The sequence below is a fragment of the Cryptosporangium minutisporangium genome, assembly GCF_039536245.1.
GTDB classification, from domain to species: Bacteria; Actinomycetota; Actinomycetes; order Mycobacteriales; family Cryptosporangiaceae; genus Cryptosporangium; species Cryptosporangium minutisporangium.
The window spans coordinates 225,826-250,114 of the sequence record NZ_BAAAYN010000017.1; the positions used below are offsets into that span (position 1 = coordinate 225,826).

Sequence of the window (24,289 nt, forward strand, 5' to 3'; positions counted from 1 at the left end):
GTAGACGCGGCCTTACCGTCGGCCACGTGGGCCGGGGGTTTCGGCACCCGAAGAGGCTCGGACGGGGGTGACGCAGGTGCTGCCGTGCTCGGCGTCCGTCTCGCTCGCCCCGGTGCTGACCGGACCGGTCCGCGCCGTACCGGTGACGGCCTCGCTCTCCCGAGCGCTCTACGTCGACACGCTCGATCCGGAGATCCCCGCACTCTGCCTCACGGCCGCGGACGCGGTTCGGGTGCCCTGCGCGCTGGTCCTGGGGCCCGGCGTCGCGGTGCCGACCGCCGCTGTCGGCTCGACCGCCTGGGTCGGCGAGGGCCGGATCCGACTGGCCTCCGGCGCATCGGCCGCGGTCACCCGCTGGTGGCGACCGTCCCGCCCACAGGTGCACCTTCTTCATGCGGACGCCAGGCAGCGGGCACTTCGCGAGTTGGCAGCGTCGCCGAACGGGCCGGCCGGGGAGTTCGACCCGGCGATCCAGGAACTCGCGGCGCAACTCGCCACCGCGCTGACCGACGCGACGGGCTCGACGGGCTCGACGGGCGCAGCCGACGGGGTGCGGGCGTTGCTGGGACGGGGCGACGGGCTGACGCCGCTCGGCGACGACGTCCTGGCGGGCGCGCTGGTCACGCTGAACGCCGCGAGCCACCCAGCGGCACACGTGCTGGGCTCGATGGTCTCCGGGGAGCTGGCAGCCCGACCGGGGATCGCCACCACGCCCGTCTCCGCGGCGCTCCTGGCCCACGCCGCCCGCGGCGAGTGCATTCCCGAGCTCGCCGCCGTCCTCACCGACTCCGCCGCTCGGCTGGAACCCGCGATCAGTGCCCTGCTCCGGGTCGGGCACTCCTCGGGGTTCGGCCTGCTGCTCGGCGTCGACCTGGCGTTGTCGGTCCTGACCGGGCCGACGCACGCGCTGCACCCCACCGGAAGGATGGCAGAGTGACTGCTTTGCACCATATTGAGCTGCGGCGCGGGACGTACCGCGACTCGGTCCAGCTACTCGGAGTCAGCCAGGCCGTCGGTGCGCTCGACGGGGTGACCGGCGCGATGGTCGCGATGGGTACCGAACTGAACCTCGAGCTGATCGCCGGGATGGGCTTCGGGATTCCGGACGACGCCACGGCCGGCGACATGGTGGTGGCGATCGCCGCCGTCGACGAGGCCGCCCGGGACGCCGCACTCGCGGCGCTGGAGGCAGCGCTGGCGGCCAAGACACCGCAGCCGACCGGGGACACCACGCTCCCGCCTCCTCGTACCGTCGGCGCAGCAGTGAACACCGCAGGGGCGACGCTCGCGCTGATCTCCACCCCCGGTCGTTACGCGTTCACCGACGCGATGGACGCCCTGGACGCCGGCGCGTCGGTGCTGGTGTTCAGCGACAACGTGCCGGTCGAGCAGGAGATCGCGCTGAAGGACCGCGCGGCCGAACGAGGGCTGATCGTCATGGGCCCGGACTGCGGCACCGCGGTCGTCGGCGGCGTCGGCCTCGGTTTCGCGAACGTCGTCCGGCCAGGTCCGGTCGGGCTCGTCGCGGCGTCCGGCACCGGCGCACAACAGGCCATGACGCTGCTCGACGCCGCAGGCGTGGGCGTCTCGCACTGCCTGGGCGTCGGCGGACGCGACCTGTCCACTGCGGTCGCCGGTCGCTCGACGCTGGCCGCGCTCGACGCGCTCGACGCCGACCCGGCGACCGAGGTGATCCTGGTGATCTCCAAGCCGCCTGCGGACGAGGTGGCGTCCCGGGTCCGTGCGCACGCGGAGAAACTCTCGAAGCCCGTGGTGTTCGGGCTTCTGGGCAGCGGTCGCCCGGACCTGACCGCGGTCGTGACCGAGGTGCTGGGTGCGCTCGGCCGGTCGGCGCCGTCGCCGTGGCCACGGTGGTTGCCGTCGGACGAACCGCGCGACCTGGCGGCGCCGTTCGGTTCCGGCTCCGGTTCGCTGCGCGGGTTGTTCAGCGGCGGAACGCTCTGCGACGAGGCGATGGTGATCGCGTCGGCGGCGCTCGGCCCGATCAGGTCGAACATCCCGCTGGAGCCTTCCTGGGCGTTGGCCCGCGATCTGAAGGCCGACGGGCACGTGATGATCGACTTCGGCGACGACACGCTGACCGCGGGGCGTCCGCACCCGATGATCGACGGGACGCTTCGACTGGAGCGGCTGGCCACCGAGGCCGCCGATCCGTCCTGCCGCGTGGTGCTGCTCGACGTCGTGCTCGGACACGGCGCACACCCCGACCCGGCCGGTGAGCTGGCACCCGCGATCGCGGCCGCGGTGCTCGCCGCCGACCGCGCGTTCGACGTGGTGGTCGCGCTCGTCGGTAGCGCGGGCGATCCGCAGGGCCTGGAGCGTCAGGCCACCGCACTGCAGGGCGTCGGCGCCCGGGTGTTCTCGTCCAATGCCGAAGCCGCTCGTGAGGCGGTCGCGATCCTGAACCCTGCCGAGGTGACCGAATGAGCACTTTCTCCGGGCTGTTGGACGGCGAGCCGTCGGTGGTCACCGTCGGCGTCGACCTGTTCACCGAGGCGCTGACCGCCCAGGCCGCGGCCGTGACGCCGGTGACCTGGCAGCCGCCGGCCGGCGCGCCGGACGCGCTCGCGCGGGTGATGGCCGATCCGCGGCGGGTGGCGGCGAACGCCACGGCGCTCGACCGGATGCTCGCTGCCGGCGCGACGCTCGTCGACGTGCGACCTGCGTCCGAGGTCGTCGGGTTGGAGTCGGGACAGTTCCGGCACGCCGGGCCGCCGATCGACTGGGAACGCGCGTCCGGGCCGTTGCGTGGGGCGTTGATCGGCGCGGCACTGCTGGAAGGGTTGGCTTCTGACGCTTCGTCGGCTGAGCAATTGCTGTCCGGTGGCGCGGTCGAGTGGGCACCGTGCCACTCCGACGGTGGGGTCGGCCCGATGGCGGGCGTCGTGTCGCCGTCGATGTGGGTGTTCGTCCTCCGCGACGAAGCCCACGACCGGACGTCGTGGTGCTCGCTGAACGAAGGGCTCGGGAAGGTCCTGCGCTACGGCGCTTACGGACCGGAGGTGATCGACCGGCTGCGCTGGATGTCGGCGGTGCTGGGGCCCGCGCTGCAGGCCGCGGTGCGCCGACACGGGCCGGTGGACGTCAAGGGGATCATCGCGCAGATGGTCCAGATGGGCGACGAGGGCCACAACCGGAACCGGGCAGGCACGCTGATGCTGCTGCGTGACCTGCTGCCCGCGATGATCGACGCCGGGGTCGCGTCCGCCGACGTGGCCGACGTGGCGCGCTTCATCGGAGGCAACGACCACTTCTTCCTGAACCTCGTCATGCCGGCCTGCAAGCTGCAAACAGCGGCGGCGTCCGGGATCCCCGGGTCGACGGTCGTCACGACGATGGCCCGCAACGGAACGGACTTCGGGATCCAGGTGTCCGGCACCGGCGACCAGTGGTTCACCGGACCGGCGAACACTCCGCAGGGCCTGTTCCTCGGGTCGTACGGCCCGGAGGACGCGAACCCGGACATCGGCGACTCCGCGATCACCGAGACGGCGGGGATCGGCGGATTCGCGATGGCGAGCGCCCCGGCGATCGTCCGGTTCGTCGGCGGCACGGTGTCGGACGCGCTGCGCACCAGCCGGGAGATGTACGGGATCACGACCGGCGAGAACCCGGCCTACGCGCTGCCGATCCTGGACTTCCGCGGGGCGGCGACCGGCATCGACGTCACGAAGGTCGTCCGGAGCGGCGTGCTGCCGCAGATCAACACCGGCATGGCCGGACGCGTGGCCGGCGTCGGCCAGGTGGGGGCGGGTCTGGTGACACCGCCGATGGAGTGCTTCGTGGGCGCGCTCGACGCACTCGCCGAGGCCGCACCGCCGCTCGCCTGAGTTTTGCCGCGGCGGGAGCGCGGCGGGTGCGCCTGGGTGGCACGGCCAGAATTGTCTGCGGTCACCGGGGCCGACGCCGATGTCGGAGGTGCGAGGGTCGCTGCCCCTCCTGCGGACCCCCCCGCGACGCCGGAGATCGGACCCCACGGCGGCCCTCGCATCAACACCGGACGGCCCACCCCCATGGTCCGACCGGCCCGGTTCGACTCGGCACCCCCCGCAGCCGGACGAACCACGCATGCCGCCGCTTCACCTGCCACCGCCCCCCGGCACGTGAAGCGGCGGCTCTGCGTTTACAGGCTATTCAGCCGACCTCGCGCAGCGTCCTGAGCTGGACCACGCGGAGAGCTGAATAATTCTCGTCGTCCCTGTGTGGTGGGCTGCCACTTCCCGCCGTACGGCAGGATGGCGGGAGGACCTGTAACAACAGCAGAATCGGTGAGGTGATCCGGTGACCCCGATCCCCGGTTGGTATCCCGACCCGGCGGATCCGGACACGCAGCGTTACTGGGACGGCGAGCAGTGGCTCGGCGCCCCGCTGCCCGTCGACGCCACGCCGCCCCCCGGCCCGCCACCGGCCGCGCCGGTGAGCACCTCCCCAGCGGCACCCGCCGCACCGACCCAGAGCGGCTCCGGCTGGAACTCCACCTGGACGCCGCCCGGCGCTCCCGGCCCGTCGGGTGCTCCCGGCCCGTCGGGAACCGGCCCGGCCGGCCCCAGCCCGAGTGTCCCGGGCGCATCCGGGGCACCCGGCTTCCCCGGCGGGCCGAGCGCTCCAGGTACCCAGCAAGGCCCGGGTTTCCCTGGCGGATCGGGCTTCCCGGGCGGACCGAACGCGCCCGGCGCCCCGGGTGCCAAGAAAACGCGCTGGGGTCAGCAGCAGACCCTGCTCCCGCCGGTACCGCCCGGCCACATCCGGGTGCCGGGCTCCACCGCCGTGATGCCGATCGACACGACCCGGCTGGCGCCGCTCGGGCTCCGCGTGCTGGCTCGCGTCATCGACATCATCGCGGTGTTCCTGCTGTGCCTGGTCGTCAACGGGTACTTCTACCTGCAGTTCGCGGAGCAGGTCGGGCCCAACATCAACGACATCCTGCTCGGCAAGGAGACGCTGTCCGCCGAGGCGAGCCGGCTGAACTGGATCATCTTCGTCCTGACGATCGGCCTCTGGTTCGCCTACGAGGTCCCCGGCACCGCCAACAGCGGGCAGACGCTCGGCAAACGCATCGTCGGCATCCGCGTCATCCGCGTCCTCGACGACCACACGCTGACGTTCGGCCAGTCGATCCGCCGCTGGCTGATCCTGATGCTGCCGAGCCCGGCGGTGAGCTTCCTGTGCGGCCTGCCCCTGCAGCTCGCCGACCTGCTCTGGTGCACGTGGGACCGACCGGCTCGGCAGTGCCTGCACGACAAGGCGGTGACGTCGATCGTCGTGCGGTCCGCAGCCGTGCCGGTGACCGGCGGGCCGTCGTCCGAACCGAAGAAGCCGCGCTGACCACCACCGATGTCAGCCTCGATCCCCGAAGGAGCCCTCGATGCCGCTGACCCGCGCTGACCTCGCCACGATCCCGCGCTACGTGGCCGGCCGGAACCCGAGCGACGTCGCGCGCGAGTCGGGGATACCGGAAGCCGTGAAGCTGGCCAGCAACGAGGTGCCTTACGGACCGCTGCCCGGCGTGATCGAAGCCGTGGCCGAGGCCGTCGCGCAGACCCACCGTTACCCGGACCCCGGCGTCACCGCGCTGCGGGCGCGGCTGGGCGAGCGGTACGGCGTCGCGCCGGAGCGGATCGTCTCCGGCTGCGGGTCGGTGGCGCTCGCCGAGCACATCGTCCGGGCCGCGGTCATGCAGGCCGACGAGGTGTTGTACTCGTGGCGCTCGTTCGAGGCGTACCCGATCATCGCGACGTCGAGCGGCGCGACGAGCGTCCGGGTGCCGAACACCGCTGACCACGGCCACGACCTGGACGCGATGGCGGACGCGGTCACCGACCGGACTCGGGTGGCGATCGTGTGCACGCCGAACAACCCGACCGGAACCGCCGTGCGCCGCGACGACCTGGAGCGATTCCTCGACCGTGTCGGGCCGGACGTCCTGGTCGTGATCGACGAGGCGTACCGGGAGTTCGTCCGCGACCCCGAGGTGCCGGACGGCTTGGACGTCGCGGCCGGCCGCCGGAACGTCGTCGTGCTGCGGACGATGTCCAAGGCGTGGGGGCTGGCCGGGATCCGGGTCGGGTGGATGGCGGCCGACCCGGAGGTGGCGGAGGCCGTCCGGAAGGTCGTCACGCCGTTCTCCGTCAACCACGTCGCACAGGCCGCGGCGCTGGCCGCGCTGGCCGCCGAGGACGAGATGGCTCGCCGGGTCGAGCTGGTCGTCGCCGAGCGGTCCCGGGTGCGCGACGCGCTGGTGGAGCTGCGTCCGGACGTGCCGGAGACGCAGGCGAACTTCGTCTGGCTGCCGCTCGGGGACGAGGCCGTGGACTTCGCGGCCGGGTGCGAGAAGCGCGGTGTGATCGTGCGCCCGTTCGCCGGCGACGGCGTCCGCGTGACGATCGGAACCCCGGCCGAGAACGACCTGTTCCTCACCGCCGCCCGCGAACTCCTCTGACGCTCCGTGGCGCGCGGAGCGCCCGCGGCTCGACGCCATTTCACGCCGAATCCGCCTCCACGCGCGCCGTGGAGGCGGATTCGACGTAAATCCGCGGGGCGGCGCGCTACGGCGCGGCGCTACTCGTGGGTGGCGACGCGGGAGACGTAGTCGCGGAGTACCGGGACGAGTTGCGCGAGCGACTCGGCGTCGACCCACTCGTCGTCACCGTGGTGCCCACCGCCGACCGGACGCGTCACCGCACACGGCACCCCCACCGTCGCGAACTGAGCGGCGTCACTCGACCCGAACGAGAGGCACCCGCCGCACGTCGCCCCGGTCACCCGCTCGACGCTGCGCGCGAACTCCGCCAGCAGCGGATCGGTGAGGTCGTGCTTGACCGGCGGGAACAGCACCAGCAACTCGAGGTCCGCACCGTGCTGCCGGCAGATCTCCGCGACGTCCTGCTCGACCGCCGCGAGCTCCTCCGGGCCCATCACCCGGATGTCGAGCACCGCCTCGGCCTGGTCGGGCAGCTGGTTCGGCGCCGTGCCGGCCCGGAGGAAGCTGATGTTCAGCGTGTCGACGTGCGGATCCTCGACCGGGAACCGGCGGCGGATGTCGGTGAGCAGGTCGAGCAGCTTGAACGACGCGCTCTCCCCCGCCCACGGCCGCGACCCGTGCACCGGAATGCCGTACGTGCTCACCCGCACCCGCCAGGCGCCCTTGGCCACCTCTTCGAGCTGCCAGTTGTCGCCACCGTCCGGCAACACCGCCACCCGCGCCCGGTACCCCTCCTCCTGGAGCAGGAGCTTCACGCCCAGGTCGCGGGTCTCCTCGTCGGTCGTGATCATCACGCCGAGGTCGTAGCGGTGCAGCTCGGGCGCGAGTTCGTCGATCAGCGCGAGGTAGGCGGCGATGGCCCCCTTCATGTCGAACACACCCCGCCCGACCAGCCGCTCACCGTCCCGCTTCAGCGTGAACAGGTGCTCCGGCCCCGGGACGACGTCCAGGTGCGCAGTGAGCATGACGCTGGGCGCCAGCGTGGGGTGCACGGTCGCCACCAGCGCACCGAATCCGTCCTGGTCGAACCGGCGGACCCGCATGCCGCGCTCGGCGAGGAACTCGCCGATCAGGTCGAGACCCTCCTCGGACGCAGCGAGGTTGCCCGACACCGTAGGCAGCGCTACCAGGCGCTCCAGCATCGGCACCAGCAACTTCGCACCGCCCGGCTCGGCCGCGACAAGGTCCCAGTCCAAGAAAACCTTCCCCAGAGAACGGGTTCAGCCCACGGATCGGAACGCGCCCGATGCCCGGCAATCGTCAGCTCCGCACCCTACCTACCCCTTCCCGACCTGTTCGCGGCTAACCCACCGCCTTCACCGAGTCCCGGCCCAGGGCGGCCGCTTCGGCGTCCAGCGCGGCCGCACCGTCCTCCGCCCAGAGCCGGGCGTAGACGCCGTCCGCCGCGATCAGCTCGGTGTGCGTGCCCTGCTCGGCGATCTGCCCGTCGACCAGCACGACGATCCGGTCGGCGCGGGCGGCGGTCGCCAGTCGGTGCGCGATCACAACGGTCGTCCGGCGACGCGACAGCGCGTCCCCGGCGGCGAGCACCACCGCCTCGCTCGCCGGGTCGAGCGCCGCGGTGGCCTCGTCGAGCAGCAGCAGGTCGGGGTCGACGAGCTCGGCGCGGGCCAGCGACACCAGCTGGCGCTGACCGGCCGAGAGGCCACCGCCGCGTTCGGAGACCGCGTGCCGGAAGCCGCCACGGACCGATCCGATCATCCCGATCGCCCCCACCGCCCGTGCGGCGTGCTCGATCCTCGCCGGCGGGCTGCTCGGCCGTCCGTAGCTGACGTTCGACGCGACGTCGCCGGTGAACAGGTGCGGTTCCTGCGGGACGACGCCGAGCCGGCTGCGGTAGTCGGCCAGCGGGTACTGCCGGACGTCCACTCCGTCGACCAGAACGGCGCCCTCGGTGACGTCGTAGAAGCGAGCCAGCAGCTTCAACACCGTGGACTTGCCGGCACCCGTCTCCCCGACCAGCGCGACCGTCTCTCCCGGCTCGATCGTCAGCGACACCCCACGGAGCGCCTCGGTGCCGGCACCGGCGTAACTGAAGCGGGCCTCGCGTAGTTCGACCCGCCCGGTCAGCCGCTCCGGAACCGGCGTCGGCTCGGCGGCGTCGCGTACCGACGTCGGCGTGCGCAGCAGGTCGCCGATCCGGCCGAGCCCGATGCGCGCCTGCTGGTACCCGTCGAAGACCTGGGAGAGCTGCTGGATCGGCTGGAAGAACAGCGCGAGGTAGAGCAGGAACGCGGTCAGGATGCCCGGTGTCACGCCGCCGCTCGCGATCCGGTGCGCGCCGACCGCGAGTACCGCGGCCTGCGCCAGGTCGGACAGCAGGCCGACGAACGGGAAGAAGATCGCGATGTAGGTCTGCGCCCGCATCCGCGACCGCCGGTACGCGTCGCTGCGGCCCGCGAAGTCCGACGCGGAGCGCGCCTCCCGCACGTACGCCTGCGCGACGCGCATCCCGGCGACGTTCTCCTGGAAGTCGGCGTTCACGATGCTGACGCGTTCCCGCGCCTCCTCGTACGCCACCGCGGAGAGCTTCCGGAAGAGCAGCGTCGAGATCAGCACGATCGGCAGCACCGCGAGGGCGACCAGCGCCAGTCCGACGTCGGTGAGCAACAGCGCGCCGGTGACGCCGATGATGGTCAGGACGCTCACGGCCGCGGTCGCCAGCCCGGTCTGCAGGAACGTCGAGAGCGCGTCGACGTCGGTCGTCATCCGGGTCATGATCCGTCCGGCCAGCTCGCGCTCGTAGTAGTCGAGCCCGAGCCGCTGCAGGTGCGCGAAGCTGCGGATGCGCAGCAGGTAGAGCACCTGCTCACCGGCTTTCGACGCGGTCACGGTCTGCGTGCGAACGGCGAGCCAGTCGACGAGCACCACGAGGACGCCGAGCACCCCGGCGACCACCAGCTGACCTTCCGAACCGCCCACCACGCCGGCGTCGATCGCGTGCTGGGCGAGCAGCGGGAACGCAACCGTCGCCAGCGCGTCCACCGCGATCAGAGCGATCGTCGCCCAGAGCAGCACTCGGATCGGGCGCAGCAGCCGCGCCAGCCGGAACTGCGGATCGGGCGCCCGCGGGTCGAGGCCCGGCAGGTCGGGACGCTCGGTGGCCGGCGGCAGCGCACGGACCTGGGCGAGCAGCTCCGGAGTAGCCGGCATGCCGCCCTGGTCGCCGTGCATTCCGCCGCCGTGTCCGACGACCCGGACGCCGGCGCGGCTGCCCGACGCGCGGGTCTCCAGCGCCTGGAGCGCCCGGTCGGGCGAGGACGCGACCAGCGGGTCCTCGATCTCCTCCACCGCCGGCCACAGCTCCGGCGTGACGCCCTGGGCGTCCGGATCGGGCGTGGCGCCCTGGGTGCCCACCGGGTCGGCGTCGGCTTCCGACTCGGGGCCGGCCAGCAACGACCGGAACAGCGCGCACCGCTCGGTCAGCTCGGCCTGCGTTCCCACGTCGACCACGTGGCCGCCGTCCAGGACCGCGATCCGATCGGCGAGCGCGAGCGTTGAGCGCCGGTGTGCGATCAGGATCGTCGTGCGGTCGGCGGTGACCTCGCGCAGCGTCGCGTGGATCGCGGCTTCGGTGACGTTGTCGACGGCGGACGTCGCGTCGTCGAGAAGCAGCACCCGCGGGTCGGTGAGGAGCGCGCGGGCCAGCGCGATCCGCTGCCGCTGACCGCCGGAGAGCGTGAGCCCTCGCTCGCCGACGAGCGTGTCGTAGCCGTCCGGCAGCGCGGTGATGAAGCCGTGTGCCTCGACCGCCCGCGCGGCCGCCTCGACCTCGGCTTCGGTGGCGTCCGGTCGGCCGTAGGCGATGTTCGCGCGCACCGAGTCGGAGAACAGGAACGCTTCCTCGAAGACGACGCCGATCGCACCGCGCAGGTCCGCCAACCGCACCCGACGAACGTCGACGCCGCCCAGCGCCACCTCGCCGCCACGGACGTCGTAGAAGCGGTTGAGCAGCAGGGACACCGTCGACTTGCCGGATCCCGGCGGCCCCACCAGCGCCAGCGTCTCGCCGGGCCGCACGTCCAGCGACAAGCCGTCGAGCACGGTGTCCTCCGGCGCGTAGCCGAACTCGACCCGGTCGAAGCGGACGCCGAGCGGCCCGTCGGGCAGTGGCACCGGATCCGGGTCGTCGACGATCTCCGGCCGGCTCTCGATCACGTCGTAGACCCGCTCGACGCCCGCCCGGGCCAGTTGCCCCATCGTGAGAAGGCCGGACACCACCCGGGTCGCGCCCGCGAGCGTGGCGAGGTAGGCCGCGAACGCGACGAACGTCCCGATCGTGATCCGGTCGGTCAGTGCGAGCCAGCCGCCGAGCACGAGGACCGCGACCTGGCCCAGCTGCGGGAGCGCGGCGAGCGTCGGGGTGAGGACTGCGTTGATCCGAGCGGCGCGCATCCGGTCGGCGTAGAGGCGCCGGGCGGCGTTCTCCAGCCCGGCGATCTCCCGGGACTCCTGGGCGAACCCCTTCACGACGCGGACGCCGGTCACCGACTCCTCGACCCGCTCGGCCACCTCGCCGGCCCGCTGCTGGGCCGACCACGTCGCCGGGAACAGCCGCTGACGGCTACGAGTGGCCGCCCACGCGACCGCCGGGGACACGGCGAGCGACACCAGCGTCAGCGGTACCGAGAGGGAGAACATCGCGACGACCGCGATGACGAACAGCAAGACCATGCCGAGCGCGAACGGGACGAACGCCAGGATGCCCTGCACCATCTGCAGGTCGGAGATCGCCCTGGAGACGACCTGGCCGGTGCGCAGCGCGTCCTGGCGAGGGCCGTCGAAGCGTTGCAGGGTCGTGAACACCGCGTTGCGTAGATCGTGCTGGACGTCGAGCGAAAGCCGCCCGGCGGTGTACCGCCGCATGAACGTCGCGGCGAACCGCAGGACGCCCAGACCGGCCAGGATAGCGGTGATCATCGTGACCCGGTCGACCCGACCGTCGATCGCGTCGTCGATGGCTTCCCTGGCCAGCAGGGGTGCCGCGCCTTCGAGGAGGGTGGCGCCGACCGAGGCGACGATGACGCCGACGACGAGCCGGGGGTGGGCCCAACAGGCGGTGAAGAGGCGGCGGATCCATCCGGGAGACGTCGTTGTCGGCACAATCGGAGGTTACTTCGCACCCCCGACGTTCTGCCGGGCCGCGCTTCCCGCGCCGAGCTTCCCGCTCGTCACCGGGAGCCGTCGCGCAGAGCCGTCTCCGCGCAGCGGGCGGCGTTCGCCGGGCGGAAGTACGCACCGGCCGACGTTGGCGCGTCCGCGTGCGGCCGGACCCGCAGCTGCGCCCGGTTCTCCGCGAATTGGCTCCGGTAAGCGGTCGCGGTGACGCCGAAGTGCGCCTTGAACCGCCGCGCGAAGTAGTTCTGGTCCGGCCACCCGACCGACCGGCCGATCTGCGTCACCGGCTCGTCGGTGTCGAGCAGCAACTCCGCCGCCTTCTCCACCCGGTGCCTCGCGAGGTAGGCCATCGGCGGCAACCCGGTCGCCGACTTGAACAGCCGCACCAGGTACCCCGGCGTCAGGTGTAACTCGTCCGCCAGCTCGGCGAGCGTCCACGGATAGGCCGGACGCTCCTCCAGCAGCCGCATCGCACCGAGCACCGCCCCATGGGTCGGTCCGGGCGACTCCCCTGCCCGCCCGGACGCCGCCGCCCGCGCCACGATGCTCAGCGACAGGGTCAGCCGCGCCACCATGTCCGCTCGATGCGTGAGCACCGACTCCGAACCCAGCTCCGCCAACGCGTCCAGGTGCTCGATGCACTCCGCGAGCCGCGCGTCCGGCAGCGCCATACTCAGCACTCCACGGCGCTGCATCGCCATCGGGCCGGTCCACAGCAGGTACCCGAGCCCCGGGTCGGCTTTCGCCCAGGCCAGCTCCCGGTGCACCATCTGCGCCGGGACGCAGAGGTTGTAGAGCCGTAAGTCGCGGCATTCCTGGTACGCGTGCCACACCCCGGGCCGTAACAGCAGCACGTCGCCGCGCCGCAGCGGGTCGCGTCCGGCCGGCGACACGTGCAATCCTTCCCCACCGAGGACGAACGCCACCTCGAAGAAGCTGTGGGTGTGCGTCTTCTGCACCACCGAGTGCAGGAATCGAAATGCGTAGGCCTGGACGCCTTCGCGCAGGTAGAGCAGGCCGCTCCGCGCCTCGTTGACCGGGATCTCCCGCACGCCAGCACGCTACCGCTGGGCGACGCAAAAGTTAATTCTGTGCTACCGCGGGTGCATCCAGGGCTATCGACCCCTGGGTGGGCAGGCGCATGCTTCCTCCCCAAGAACGGTCGGTGGAACGTTTCAATCGATCGTCCGGCAACCCCGGTCCACCCGACACCGCTGTCTGCCCGGAGGTGAGGCCATGCCCGCGCGTACGCGCACCCGGCCCGCGCAGTCCGCGCCGCCGCCCCTCGACGAGCCGCCCACCCGTCGGCGCCGCCGCCCCGGCACGCTCTGGCTCTTCCTGGTGCCTGCGCTCGCGCTCTACGCGTTCGTCGTCCTGATCCCGAGCGGGCGCGGAGCTCTGCTCGCGTTCACCGACTGGGACGGCCTGAGCCCGGACCGGGCGTGGATCGGCTTGGACAACTTCCAAGCCATCCTCGACGACGAGGACGCGCGCGCCGCCGTGGGCCAGACGGTGCTGGTCGCGGTGGCGATCATGGTCATCCAGAATGCGATCGGGCTGCTGCTCGCGCTCGGCGTCAACTCGCGGATCAAGAGCCGCAACGTCCTGCGCGTCTTCCTGTTCGCGCCGGCCGTGATGACTCCGGTCGTCGTCGGTGCGCTCTGGAAGAACCTGCTCGCCCCGGACGGCGCCGTGAACTGGGCGCTCGACACGGTCGGGCTCGGCAGCCTGAAGCAGGACTGGCTGGGCGACCCGAACGTCGCGATCTGGTCGGTCGTCGGCGTGGTCGTCTGGCAGTTCGCCGGCTACTCGATGGTGATCTTCCTGGCCGGCCTCCAGGGCGTCCCGCAGGACGTCTACGAGGCCGCCGAGGTGGACGGAGCGGGCCCGGTCCGCCGGTTCCGACACGTGGTGTTTCCGCTGCTCGCGCCCGCCACGACGATCAACCTGATGCTCTCGATCATCGGCGGGCTCAAGCTGTTCGACCAGGTCTGGGTGATGACCGGCGGAGGTCCCGGCCACTCCAGCGAAACGCTGTCCACGCTCATCTACAAGGACGCGTTCCAGTTCGGCGAATTCGCGTACAGCATCGCGCTCGCGGTCGTCCTGACGATCTTCGTGGCGCTCATCTCCAGCGGTCAGTACTGGCTGCTCCGCCGCCAGGAGGAGGCGTCCCGATGAGGTCCTACAGCTGGCGGACGTTCGTCCTCGAGTTGGTGATGCTCGCGGTGACCGTCGCGTTCGCGTTCCCGCTCTACGTGCTGGTCAACCTGTCGCTCCGCGACCCGCAGGACCCCTCGTCCGCGGCCAGCCCCACGACGTCCCCGACCACCCAGAACTATGCCGACGCCTGGCAGCAGGCGGGTCTCGGCGGGGCGATCGCGAACAGCGCCCTGGTCACGATCGCCAGTGTCGTGGTGATCGTGCTGGTCTCCTCGCTGGCGGCCTACCCGCTGGCCCGCTCGACCGCTGCCTGGTCCCGCGCGACGTTCCTACTGGTCATGCTGGGCCTGCTACTGCCGTTCCAGCTGGCGCTGCTGCCGCTCTACCAAACGATCCGCGACCTGCACCTGCTCGGGACGCCGTGGGCGTTGGTGCTGTTCTACAGCGGTCTCCAAGTGCCGTTCGCGACGTTCCTCTACGTCGGCTTCCTCCGAGCGATGCCCAGGGACTACGAGGAGGCGGCGCTGCTGGACGGCTGCTCACCGTTCCAGGCGTTCCGCAGTGTCGTCTTCCCGCTGCTGCGGCCGGTCACCGGCACCGTCGTCATCCTCAACGCGGTGCTGGTCTGGAACGACTTCCTGACGCCGCTGCTCTACCTGAGCGGAAGTACCCAGCAGACGATCCCGGTCGCCATCTTCGGCTTCCTGGGCCAGTACGTCTCGCAGTGGGAGCTGGTCTTCGCCGGCCTGGTCATCGGCTCGCTGCCGATCCTCGTCGTCTATTTCGCGATGCAACGCCACATCATCAAGGGCTTCGCCGGAGGGCTGAAGGGTTGATCATGCTGACCCCGTACGCACTGAGTTGTGACGGCCGGACCACGCCGCTGGGCCTCGACGAGCGCACGCCGCTGCTCTCCTGGCGCCTCCGGTCCGACCGGCGCGGCGACGCCCAGACCGCCTACCGGATCCTCGTCACCGAGGACGGCGTCCGGCGCTGGGACAGCGGCCGCGTCGAAGCGGGCGAGAACGCTCAGATCCGGTACGACGGCCCGGCGCTGCGCTCCGGCACCCGGTACGAGTGGAGCGTCACGGTCTGGAACGCCGACGGCGCCGAGGCGGGCACCGCTGACTCCTGGTTCGAGACCGCGCTGCTGCACCCGGACGAGTGGGCCGCGGTCTGGATCGGTCGCGACCCGAGGATCCAGCCGCCGTTCGACCCGCCGGTCGTCGACGACCTGACCGACCGGGTCCGGCACCTGGCCCCGCCGCCGCACCTCCGCCGGGCGTTCCAGCTGGCGTCGCCGCCGGTCCGCGCTCGCCTCTACGCGACCGCCCGGGGGGTGTACGAGCCCCGACTGAACGGGGTTCGGATCGGCGACCGGGAACTCGCGCCGGGCTGGACCGAGTACCGCACTCGCATCCTGTACCAGACCTACGACGTCACCGACGTCGTGCAGGCCGGCGAGAACGTACTCGGCGCGGTGCTCGCCGACGGCTGGTGGTCGGGGTACGTCGGCTTCGACAGCCGGCACCAGGCCCAGCACTACGGCGACGCACCGCAGTTCCTGGCCCAGCTCGTTTGCGAGTTCGCGGACGGCTCGACCCGCACGATCACCACCGACTCCGAGTGGGTCGAGCGTCCCGGGCCGATCCGCTACGCCGACCTGCTGATGGGCCAGCACGAGGACGCGGCCCTCGCGCTCCCGGGCTGGGACTCCCCCGGCTACGACGCGCACGGGTGGACGCCCGTCCAGGTAGTGGACACCGCACCCGGGCCACTCGTCGCCGAGCCGGACGAACCGATCCGGGTGACCGAGGAACTGCACCCGGTCTCGGTGACCGCACTGGGCGACGGCCGGCACCTGGTGGACTTCGGCCAGAACATGGTCGGCCGGATCCGGCTGACGATCCGGGACGCCAAGCCCGGCCAGCGGATCCGGCTGCGCCACGCCGAGGTGCTGACCGACGGCGAGCTCTACACCGAGAACCTGCGCACCGCCGAGGCCACCGACCTCTACCTGGCCGCCGGGCAACCGCTGGAAACCTTCGAGCCGTCCTTCACGTTCCACGGCTTCCGCTACGTCGAGGTGACCGGCTACCCCGGCACGCTGGCGGCCAGGGACGTCGTCGGCCGCGTCCTGCACAGCGACACACCGTTCACCGGTTCGTTCGAGTGCGACGACGAGACGGTCAACCGGCTGTACCGCAACATCCGCTGGGGACAGCGCGGCAACTGGGTGTCGGTACCCACCGACTGCCCGCAGCGGGACGAGCGGCTCGGGTGGCTCGCCGACGCGCAGATCTTCGCGCCGACCGCGATGCGCAACGCCGACGTCCAGGCGTTCTTCGCCCGGTGGCTCGCCGACGTACGGGCCGCCGCGACCCCGGAGGGCGCGTTCCCGGACATCGCACCGAAGGTCGCGATGCTCACCGAGGGCGCGCCGGCCTGGGGTGACGGGGGCGTGATCATCCCGTGGCTCCTGTACCGCGCCTACGGCGACACCAGGACCCTCGAGCGCTCGTACGACTCGATGACCGCGTGGATCGGGCACGTCCACCGCCACAACCCCGATCTGATCTGGCGTCACCGGGTCGGCAACAACTACGGCGACTGGCTCCAGGTGGACGCCGAAACTCCACGAGACCTCCTGGCCACCGCGTACTTCGCCCAGAGCACCGCGCTGGTCGCCGCCGCGGCACGCGTCCTCGGCCGGGACCCGGAGCCTTACGACACCCTGCACGCGCGCATCCGCGCGGCGTTCGTCGACGCTTTCGTCGAGGACGACGGCCGGGTCATCGGCGACACCCAGACCGGTTACCTGCTCGCGCTCGGGTTCGACCTGCTGCCGCCGCACCTGGTGAAGCCAGCTTTCGCTCGTCTCGCGGCCGACGTGGAGAAGCGCGACCACCACCTGACCACGGGGTTCGTGGGGGTGGCGCTGCTCTGTCCGGTGCTCGCTCGGCACGGCCGCCCCGACCTGGCCTACGCCCTACTGCACCAGGACACCTACCCCTCCTGGGGCTACTCGATCGTCCACGGCGCGACCACGATCTGGGAGCGCTGGGACGGCTGGACCGCCGATCGGGGATTCCAGGCCGCCCAGATGAACTCGTTCAACCACTACAGCCTGGGCTCGGTCGGCGACTGGCTCTACGGCGGCGTCGCCGGGATCGAGCAGGCGCCGGACTCGGTGGGCTACCGGGCGCTCGTCCTGCGTCCCACCGTCGGCGGGCGCCTCACCTGGGCCCGCGCGAGCCAGGAAACGATCCGCGGCCGGGTCGCCTGCGGGTGGCGCCTCGACGGCGACCAGGTCGTCGTCGACGTCGAACTCCCGCCGGGCACCACCGCCGACCTGCTCGTCCCCACCTCCGATCCGACGTCGATCCGCGACGGGAACGGCGAAGCCGTTCCCGGGCCGGAGCTCCGGTTGACGTCCGGCACCTACCGATTCACCGCCCCCCGATAACCCCCACCCCACTCCGGGAGGACACCGATGTCCAGAAAGCGGTCACTCGCCACTGCCGTACTCGCGGCGAGCGTTGCGCTCACCGCAGCCTGCTCCGGCGGTACCAACGCCGCGAACGACGACGGCGGCGGTGGCGACACGCTGCGCATCGCGTCGGTCGCCACCGACCGGGTCGGCACCGAGGCGGTGATCGCCGCCTTCAAGAAGTCCCACCCGGACGTCGAGTTCACGACGTCGTACGCCGACACCGACCAGTACCAGGGGACGCTACGCACGCAGCTGGCCAGCGGCACCGCCCCGGACGTGTTCTTCGCCTGGCCGGGTAACGGCAACCCGGGCGCGATCGAGGTCCTGGCCCCGACCGGCTACATCGAGGACCTCTCCGACCGCCCGTGGGTGAGCGACATCCCGGACGGGATCAAACCGGTCACCGAGGTGGACGGCAAGACGTACGTGGTCCCGCTGACGTTCGCCGGGATCGGCGCCCTCTACAACAAGAAGGCGCTGACCGACATCGGCGGCAAGGAGCCGACGACCTGGTCGGAGATGCTGACGCTCTGCGGCACGGCCAAGTCCAAGGGCAAGGCGCTGTTCGCGCTCGGCAACCAGACGAACTGGGTCACCCAGCTGGCCGACTACGCGCTGGCCGCGACGCTCGTCTACGGCAAGACGCCGGACTTCGCCCAGCAGATGACCGACGGGAAGGCGACGTTCGCCGGGTCGGCGTGGAAGACCGCGCTAGTCCAGTACCAGGAGATGGAGAAGCGGGGCTGCTTCTCGGCCAACCCGCTCGGCACGTCGGTGGAGAACGCGGTTTCGCAGGTCGCCTCCGGTAAGTCGGTCGGCATGATCCACGTGACCTCGGGGCTCAACCAGCTGAAGGCGGAGGCTCCGAGCGGTACCGAGTTCGGCATGTTCGCCGTGCCCGCCACCGACAACCAGGCCGACACCCGGATGCCCGGCGCCGCCGGCGGTTCGTACGCGGTGAACGCGAAGGCGAAGAACAAAGACCTCGCGCAGGAGTTCATCGACTTCCTCGGAACCCCGGAGGCGATCAACGCCTACGCGCAGGAGACCGGCAACCTGCCGGGTATCCCGAACGACGAGTTCAAGGCCGACCCGGCGCTCCAGCCGCTGATCGACGCGCAGAAGGCCGGCAAGACCGTGCCGTTCATGGACCAGCTCTGGCCCAACCCGAAGGTCCAGAACGTGCACTTCGCAGCGATCCAGGACATGTTCTCCGGCAAGGCGACGCCGGATCAGGTACTCGCCCGGATGGACGAGGCCTACAAGGCCGGCTGACCGGAAACAACGAGGCGGGGCGGCCCCGAGAGGGGTCGTCCCGCCGTGTCAATCCCACAGTCGATTAGCCAATGAGTTGCAATGCCCAGCGCATCCGGTCGGCCGCCATCTCGGGGTGCTCGCCGTACTCGGCAGCGAGCCAACAGGCGCAGCCGGTCGGGCCGCCGAAGCTCCGCAGGCTGTCGTCGATCGCGGCTTCCACCTGAGCGGGCGTTGGATGCTCGGACGGTTGCAGCGGGCTGACGAACAGCGCTTCGGCCGCCACTGCAAGCGACATCTAGATCACCCCCCTTCGTCTGCCCCACTGTATGACCATCGTCACTCCGGCGCCCGATGAATGGACATTGCCGGTTGCAAGCCTCCCATTACTACCTTATTGAGGGCAAAACAACACCTCTAACGCGCGTGACGAGGACGTACGAGACCCCCCGCTAAGCTGCTCCACCGGAGGTGGAGCGTGACCGTATCCGAGCAATTCCCCCAATTTCCACCAGACTTCGTATGGGGCGTGGCGACCGCTTCGTATCAAATCGAAGGCGCGGTCAACGAAGACGGACGCGGTCCGTCGGTGTGGGACACGTTCAGTCACACTCCGGGGAAAACCCATAACGGCGAAACCGGTGACGTCGCCGACGACCACTACCACCGGTACGCCGAGGACCTGGACCTGATGGCCGGCCTGGGGGTGGACGCCTACCGCTTCTCGATCGCCTGGCCGCGGATCCAGCCGACCGGTGACGGCCCGGCCAACCCCGCCGGCCTGGACTTCTACGACCGGCTCGTGGACGCGATGCTGGCGCGCGGGATCACCCCCGCGGCGACGCTCTACCACTGGGACCTCCCGCAGGCCCAGGAAGACAAGGGTGGCTGGCTGCAGCGGGACATCCCGCAGCGGTTCGCCGACTTCACCGCGCTCGTCGCCGAGCGGCTGGGCGACCGGGTCGGCTACTGGATCACGCTCAACGAGCCGTTCGTCGTCACCGCGTTCGGGTACGCGCTGGGCACGCACGCCCCGGGGCAACGGCTACTCGCCGGCGCGTTCCCGGTGGCGCACCACCAGCTGCTCGGGCATGGTCTCTCGATCGAGGCGCTGCGCGCGGCCGGCGTCTCGGGCAAGCTCGGCGTCACGAACGCGCTCGCGCCGGTGCACCCGGCGGCCGACGACCCGGCCGACGCCGCTGCGGCGAGCATCCTGGACCTGCTGCACAACCGCACGTACACCGACCCGCTGCTGCTCGGCCGCTACCCCGACGACGTGCCGACCGTGTACCGCGGCGCCGACCTGTCGGTGATCAAGGACGGCGACCTCGCCACGATCTCCACGCCGATCGACTTCTTCGGCGTGAACTTCTACAACCCGCAGCGGGTCGTCGCGTCCGGGCCGGAGAACTTCGGCCACGAGATCGTCGAGTACCCCGGCGTCTCCACCACGGCGATGGGCTGGCCGGTCGTTCCGGAGGCGTTCACCGAGCTGCTCACCGGCCTGACCGCGCGCTACGGCGAGAAGCTGCCGCCGATCTACATCACCGAGAACGGCGCGGCCTACGACGACAAGGCCGACGCCGACGGCCGCGTCCAGGACGACGACCGGATCGCCTACCTCGACGCCCACCTCCGCGCGGTGTACGCGGCGATGGCGGCCGGAGCCGACGTCCGCGGCTACTTCTGCTGGTCGTTCCTCGACAACTTCGAGTGGGCCGAGGGGTACGCGAAGCGGTTCGGGCTCGTCCGCGTCGACTACGAAACGCAGCAGCGGACACCGAAGGCGTCGTACGACTGGTTCCGCGCCGTCATCGCCCGCACCCGGGACGCCCACGGCGAGTAGTCGGTCAGCGCCTGCGGTGCGTCCGCAGGTAAGCGTGCAGGTCCTCGTAGCTGCCGTCGGACGGTCCGGCGGCAGCACGGGCCAGATCGAGCCAGGTGCCGACGCTCGGCCGCACCCGCCGCACGGCCGCGGCCAGATCCGTCTCCTCGATCGGCCGTACCTGGCCCTGCTGCAACGAGTCCGACAATGCCGTGTCGGCCGCGATGTCGACGACCCGCCGCAGGTCAGCGGCGGAGTAGCCGGCGGTCGCCTCGGCGGTCACGCTCAGGTCGAAGTCGGCCACCAGGCGGTCCCGCAGCTGGTAGCGCAGGATCGCGTGGCGGGCGTCGGCGTCCGGCGGTGCGACCAGCACCATCCGGTCCAGACGCCCCGGGCGGCGGAGCGCCGGGTCGAGGTCCCACGGCCTGGTCGTCGACGCCAGCACGACCACCCCGTGGTCGGCCCGGGCCAGCGAGTCGAGCTCGAACAACAGCTGGTTGACGACGGCGCGCAGCGGGCTCGGGTTCTGCAGCCGGGAGCGCTTCGGGCCGAGTGCGTCCACCTCGTCGAGGAAGAGCACGCACGGCGCACTCCGGCGGGCGGTCGCGAAGACCGCGCGTAATCGGCGCTCGGCGGCGGGATTCGACGCCAGCATCTCGGCGGTGGAGGCGGGCCGGTCGAGCACGTCGGAGCGGCCCACCCGGTAGAAGTTCGCGCGCAGTTCGCCGGCGATCGCACGGGCGACGAAGGCCTTGCCGCAGCCGGGCGGCCCGTACAGCAGGACGCCGCCGGTCGTGCGCTTGCCGAATGCCCGGGCGAGCGCGGGGTTCCGGGTCGGGGCGATCGCCCGCTCGATCCGCTCTTTCGCGTCCGCCGCCCCGACGACGTCCGCCAGCGTCAGGTCGGTGAAGACGACGCCGTCCACGTCGCCGACGCCGACCGGATCGGGTAAGCCGTCGTGGACGCGGACGTCGGGCAGGTCCTGCACCTGGGCCTCTGCCGCGTCCCAGTCGAAGCCGGAGCGGTCCACCATGGCCGGGTCGGTGCTCGGACGGTCCGCGGCCACCCGGCTGCCCGGGCGGGTGAGGCCCAACTCGGCGGAGGCCCGTCGCAGCAGCGCGATCGCCTCTTCGTTCGCGGGATCCGACCGGAGCACGGTCGAGCAGTGTTCGAGCGCCTCGGCGGCACGCCCACGGTCGAGCAACAAGCCGGCGACGTGGAGGCGCAGTGGGATGTCACCCGCGGCGGCGGCGACCGCAGCCAACAGGCTGGCCAGGAGCGGATCCTCCTCTGCCGGTCGCATACCGCGCAGCGTATCGACCCCCGGCCGTGCACCGCTTCGGTAGCGCGCACACGTAACAAACATCAACCCGAAAAGCCGATGCCCCCCGATCGGCGGTCGCGAAGTCGCCCACGCGCGCAGCGCAGTTTGCTTTTGTACCTGCTACGGCGCTGGAGCCCGCTGAGGGCAGGGCTGGCAGTCGAGCGCGCTGACGCCGTGACCCCGGGCTTGCTGTCATAAGGAAGCGCGCTCGCCTGTCAGCGTCGTCCTCAGCGGGCCGCCACCAGGGCGACCGCGGTGGCGGCTAGGCCTTCCCCACGGCCGGTGAAGCCGAGGCCGTCGGTGGTGGTCGCGGAGATCGAAACCGGAGCGCCGACTGCGGCGGTGAGCACCTGCTCCGCCTCCGCCCGACGCGCCCCGATCCGCGGCGCGACCCCGATCAACTGCACCGACACGTTCCCGATCAGGTGTCCGGCGGCCCGCACCCGCCGGGCGGTCTCGGCGAGCAGCGTCACGCCCGAAGCACCGGCCCACTCCGGCCGATCGGTGCCGAAGTTGGTCCCCAGATCCCCGAGCCCCGCGGCCGAGAGCAACGCGTCGCAGGCCGCGTGCGCCGCGACGTCGCCGTCGGAGTGACCGGCGAGGCCGGGCTCACCGGGCCACTCCAGCCCAGCGACCCAGCAGTCCCGATTCTGGTCGTACGCGTGCACGTCGCTGCCGATGCCCACTCGCGGCAACCGCGGCGACGGCTCACCCACCGGCAGCGGCGCTCCGGCCGGCGCGGGGCTGATCGGCGCAGGCAACTGGGAGCCCAGTTCGTGGGCGCCCAGCTCCACCGTGTCGGGAATCTCCACGGCACCGGGGTCGGTAATGATCTCCGGCGCGGGCTCGGGTGTCGTCGTCACGTGCGGGAGCCTGCCATGCCGCTCGCCGAGCGCTGAACACCGCTCTCCTCCGCGAGGACCGCATGTGCGACGACCAGGTCGAACGGTCGCGTGATCTTCAGCGCGGACGCGTGCCCCGGCACGGTGTGTACCGGAACCCCGAGCCGCTCCACCAGACCGGCGTCGTCGGTAACGTCTTTTCGACCGCCCGTTGCCGCCGTCGCGTGCGCCTCGGCCAACACCGACCGGGCGAACCCCTGCGGCGTCTGGACCAGTCGGAGCACTTCCCGGTCGACTGTGGACGACGCGACGCCGTCCGGACCGACCTGACGCACGGTGTCGACCACCGGCAGCACCGGCACCACCGCCGGATGCCCGGCCCGCACCGCCGCCGCGACCTCGTCGGCCAGCCCGGGGGGCGCCAACGCACGCGCGGCGTCGTGCACGAGCACGATGTCGCAGTGGCTCGGGGCGGCAGCCAGCGCGATCGCTACCGACGCTTGGCGGGTGTCACCGCCCTCGACGACTACCAGCTCGGCGGCCGAGACGACCGGCGCGAGCAGGCCGCGAACCGTCTCGGCGGCGCCGGGTGGGGCCGCCACGACCACCGCGGCGACGCTGCGGGCCGCTGCCAGCCGCCGTACGGCGTGCACCACCAGCGGTTCCCCGCCGAGGTGACGGAGCGACTTCGGTGCCCCCGGACCAAGACGCTCGCCCCGGCCGGCAGCCGGGACGAGCGCAACGGTGTCTCGAGTGTCCAGTGCGGACACGAACTACGAAGCCAGGACCTTGTCGAGCAGCTGCTCGGCGTCGTCCTTGCCAGTCCCCTCGGCGAGGGCGAGTTCGCCGACGAGGATGTCGCGGGCCTTCGCGAGCATGCGCTTCTCACCAGCGGAGAGGCCACGCTCCTTGTCACGCCGCCAGAGATCACGAACGACCTCGGCGACCTTGTTCACGTCACCGGAGGCGAGCTTCTCGAGGTTCGCCTTGTAGCGACGCGACCAGTTGGTCGGCTCCTCGGTGTGGGGAGCGCGGAGAACCTGGAAGACCTTGTCCAGACCCTCCTCGCCCACCACCTCGCGGACGCCGACGATTTCCGCGTTCTCGGCAGGGACACGAACGGTCAGGTCACCCTGGGCGACCTTCAGGACGAGATACTGCTTTTCGACACCCTTGATCGTTCGGGTTTCGATGGCCTCGATGAGAGCGGCCCCGTGGTGGGGGTACACAACGGTCTCGCCGACGGTGAAAGTCATGAGTCGGAAACCCCTTTCGCTGTGTCAAGGATAACACGGCGTCACCGCGATCGGGCATGGTCTGGGCCACTGAAACCGCAGGTCAGGGGACGTGACAAAACTCTTGGAAGCTTGACACGTTCATCCGGCCTCTGATCGGCGCGCTGGTCATCGTCGGTGGCCGGGTTCCACACAAAGGACGGTACCGGGTTCCGCCAGGCCCACCATGTGAGATCAGCCGCAGCCTCGTCGACCGACCCGTAAGCCCTGTTCGGCCGAGGTCCCGGGGCCCGTTTCCGACCCTCACCTACGGAATCCGTAGGTGGGGGCCGACGAACACGGCGAGCCGACCGACGCACCGGCGACGCGACGGCCTCCAGGGCGTACCGACCGACCGCGCACGCACCGCTCCGACCCCCCGACTCCGCCGTTCGTCGCCCGGTTGCCGGACGCTCCGGTGGCCGCTTTTTCCGGGTTTTGAGACCCGATCTGGGAGTGAGGTGGCGCGCTGT

General features: G+C 71.4%; 17 protein-coding genes and 2 pseudogenes. 10 read left to right on the forward strand and 9 right to left on the reverse strand.

The genetic code is table 11. The features are described 5' to 3' along the window. Window positions 1–67 precede the first annotated feature (67 nt). The 5 genes from ABEB28_RS12855 (at window position 68) to hisC (ending at window position 6,460) form a co-directional block, all read left to right on the forward strand. Window positions 68–937, forward strand: coding sequence for an oxamate carbamoyltransferase subunit AllH family protein (locus tag ABEB28_RS12855; protein WP_345728276.1), 870 nt, complete (start codon window positions 68–70; stop codon window positions 935–937). After that, window positions 934–2,448, forward strand: a complete 1,515-nt coding sequence (locus ABEB28_RS12860; protein ID WP_345728277.1) for an AllF/FdrA family protein — start codon at window positions 934–936, stop codon at window positions 2,446–2,448. Before ABEB28_RS12855 ends, ABEB28_RS12860 begins: the two co-directional genes overlap by 4 nt. Next, complete coding sequence (locus ABEB28_RS12865) at window positions 2,445–3,851, forward strand: YlbE family protein (protein WP_345728278.1); 1,407 nt, start codon at window positions 2,445–2,447, stop codon at window positions 3,849–3,851. Before ABEB28_RS12860 ends, ABEB28_RS12865 begins: the two co-directional genes overlap by 4 nt. Before the next feature lie 451 nt (window positions 3,852–4,302). Continuing rightward, entirely contained in the window at window positions 4,303–5,346 is a 1,044-nt protein-coding gene (locus tag ABEB28_RS12870) for an RDD family protein (RefSeq protein WP_345728279.1), read from the forward strand. 40 nt (window positions 5,347–5,386) lie between these two features. Continuing rightward, complete coding sequence (hisC, locus tag ABEB28_RS12875; protein WP_345728280.1) at window positions 5,387–6,460, forward strand: histidinol-phosphate transaminase; 1,074 nt, start codon at window positions 5,387–5,389, stop codon at window positions 6,458–6,460. A 119-nt stretch (window positions 6,461–6,579) separates the two neighbouring features. On the opposite strand, the gene ABEB28_RS12880 is transcribed toward hisC, so the two are convergent. From ABEB28_RS12880 to ABEB28_RS12890, 4 genes and pseudogenes are all read right to left on the reverse strand, one after another. Beyond that, window positions 6,580–7,698, reverse strand: coding sequence for a M20 family metallopeptidase (locus ABEB28_RS12880; protein WP_345728281.1), 1,119 nt, complete (start codon window positions 7,696–7,698; stop codon window positions 6,580–6,582). A gap of 106 nt (window positions 7,699–7,804) precedes the next feature. Then, window positions 7,805–8,011 (reverse strand): annotated as a pseudogene (locus ABEB28_RS43105) (hypothetical protein); the annotation flags it as partial. Between the two features lie 81 nt (window positions 8,012–8,092). After that, window positions 8,093–11,626: pseudogene (locus ABEB28_RS12885) on the reverse strand (ABC transporter ATP-binding protein); the annotation flags it as partial. 68 nt (window positions 11,627–11,694) lie between these two features. Next, the gene (locus tag ABEB28_RS12890; protein WP_345728283.1) at window positions 11,695–12,693 is read right to left on the reverse strand and encodes an AraC family transcriptional regulator; all 999 of its coding nucleotides are present in this window, start codon (window positions 12,691–12,693) and stop codon (window positions 11,695–11,697) included. Between the two features lie 184 nt (window positions 12,694–12,877). Between ABEB28_RS12890 and ABEB28_RS12895 the strand changes: the two genes are divergently transcribed. The 4 genes from ABEB28_RS12895 to ABEB28_RS12910 are packed head-to-tail and all read left to right on the forward strand — an operon-like array spanning window position 12,878 to window position 18,572. Then, window positions 12,878–13,822, forward strand: coding sequence for a carbohydrate ABC transporter permease (locus tag ABEB28_RS12895; RefSeq protein WP_345728284.1), 945 nt, complete (start codon window positions 12,878–12,880; stop codon window positions 13,820–13,822). Further along, window positions 13,819–14,640, forward strand: coding sequence for a carbohydrate ABC transporter permease (locus tag ABEB28_RS12900; protein WP_345728285.1), 822 nt, complete (start codon window positions 13,819–13,821; stop codon window positions 14,638–14,640). Before ABEB28_RS12895 ends, ABEB28_RS12900 begins: the two co-directional genes overlap by 4 nt. Before the next feature lie 2 nt (window positions 14,641–14,642). Beyond that, window positions 14,643–17,270: an alpha-L-rhamnosidase gene (locus tag ABEB28_RS12905; RefSeq protein ID WP_345728286.1), complete on the forward strand. Its 2,628-nt coding sequence runs from the start codon at window positions 14,643–14,645 to the stop codon at window positions 17,268–17,270. A gap of 27 nt (window positions 17,271–17,297) precedes the next feature. Beyond that, entirely contained in the window at window positions 17,298–18,572 is a 1,275-nt protein-coding gene (locus ABEB28_RS12910) for an ABC transporter substrate-binding protein (protein ID WP_345728287.1), read from the forward strand. 64 nt (window positions 18,573–18,636) lie between these two features. Here ABEB28_RS12910 and ABEB28_RS12915 read toward each other — a convergent pair whose 3' ends face one another. Beyond that, window positions 18,637–18,849 carry a hypothetical protein gene (locus ABEB28_RS12915; RefSeq protein WP_345728288.1) on the reverse strand — a complete coding sequence of 71 codons (213 nt, stop codon included), beginning with the start codon at window positions 18,847–18,849 and terminating at the stop codon, window positions 18,637–18,639. A 180-nt stretch (window positions 18,850–19,029) separates the two neighbouring features. On the opposite strand from ABEB28_RS12915, the gene ABEB28_RS12920 reads away from it, so the two are divergent. After that, window positions 19,030–20,397 carry a GH1 family beta-glucosidase gene (locus tag ABEB28_RS12920; protein ID WP_345728290.1) on the forward strand — a complete coding sequence of 456 codons (1,368 nt, stop codon included), beginning with the start codon at window positions 19,030–19,032 and terminating at the stop codon, window positions 20,395–20,397. Window positions 20,398–20,401: 4 nt separating this feature from the next. On the opposite strand, the gene ABEB28_RS12925 is transcribed toward ABEB28_RS12920, so the two are convergent. The 4 genes from ABEB28_RS12925 to ABEB28_RS12940 all read right to left on the reverse strand — a co-directional run bounded on the left by ABEB28_RS12925 (window position 20,402) and on the right by ABEB28_RS12940 (window position 23,798). After that, window positions 20,402–21,679: an ATP-binding protein gene (locus ABEB28_RS12925; RefSeq protein ID WP_345728291.1), complete on the reverse strand. Its 1,278-nt coding sequence runs from the start codon at window positions 21,677–21,679 to the stop codon at window positions 20,402–20,404. Between the two features lie 248 nt (window positions 21,680–21,927). Further along, complete coding sequence (gene ispF, locus ABEB28_RS12930) at window positions 21,928–22,416, reverse strand: 2-C-methyl-D-erythritol 2,4-cyclodiphosphate synthase (RefSeq protein ID WP_376980336.1); 489 nt, start codon at window positions 22,414–22,416, stop codon at window positions 21,928–21,930. 143 nt (window positions 22,417–22,559) lie between these two features. Continuing rightward, on the reverse strand, window positions 22,560–23,312 hold the full coding sequence (gene ispD / locus ABEB28_RS12935) for a 2-C-methyl-D-erythritol 4-phosphate cytidylyltransferase (RefSeq protein WP_345728292.1): 753 nt from the start codon (window positions 23,310–23,312) through the stop codon (window positions 22,560–22,562). 3 nt (window positions 23,313–23,315) lie between these two features. After that, window positions 23,316–23,798, reverse strand: a complete 483-nt coding sequence (locus ABEB28_RS12940) for a CarD family transcriptional regulator (protein WP_345728293.1) — start codon at window positions 23,796–23,798, stop codon at window positions 23,316–23,318. Between the last annotated feature and the right edge of the window lie 491 nt (window positions 23,799–24,289).